The following is a 252-nucleotide window of genomic DNA, read 5'->3' as shown; positions in this document are numbered from 1 at the left end:
ACCGCCTGTCCGACGTGCTCATCGTCGAGGATGTGGTCAAGCGGGACAATCGCGGGAGGGCACTGGTAGAAGGTACGAAAGTGCGGGACGACGTCTTGCTGGTGGACAAGGACACGCTGTTCCCGCTGCAGGGGGCGCTCGGCTACGAGATTACGCAGAGCCTGTTTGTCGGCAAGAACACGCTGCTGGTCGAGGGGCCGTCAGACATCCTCTACCTGCAGGCACCCTCTATGGCCGTCCAGCAACGGGGTG

The 252-nt window shown here is 62.7% G+C and carries 1 pseudogene; it reads left to right on the top strand.

Annotated elements, in window-relative coordinates:
* Window positions 1-252 (top strand): annotated as a pseudogene (locus SB765_RS31960) (hypothetical protein); the annotation flags it as partial.

The sequence above is a fragment of the Pseudomonas sp. SIMBA_067 genome (genome assembly GCF_046534675.1).
Taxonomy (GTDB): Bacteria; Pseudomonadota; Gammaproteobacteria; order Pseudomonadales; family Pseudomonadaceae; genus Aquipseudomonas; species Aquipseudomonas putida.
This window is presented reverse-complemented; position numbering and strand designations above follow the sequence as displayed.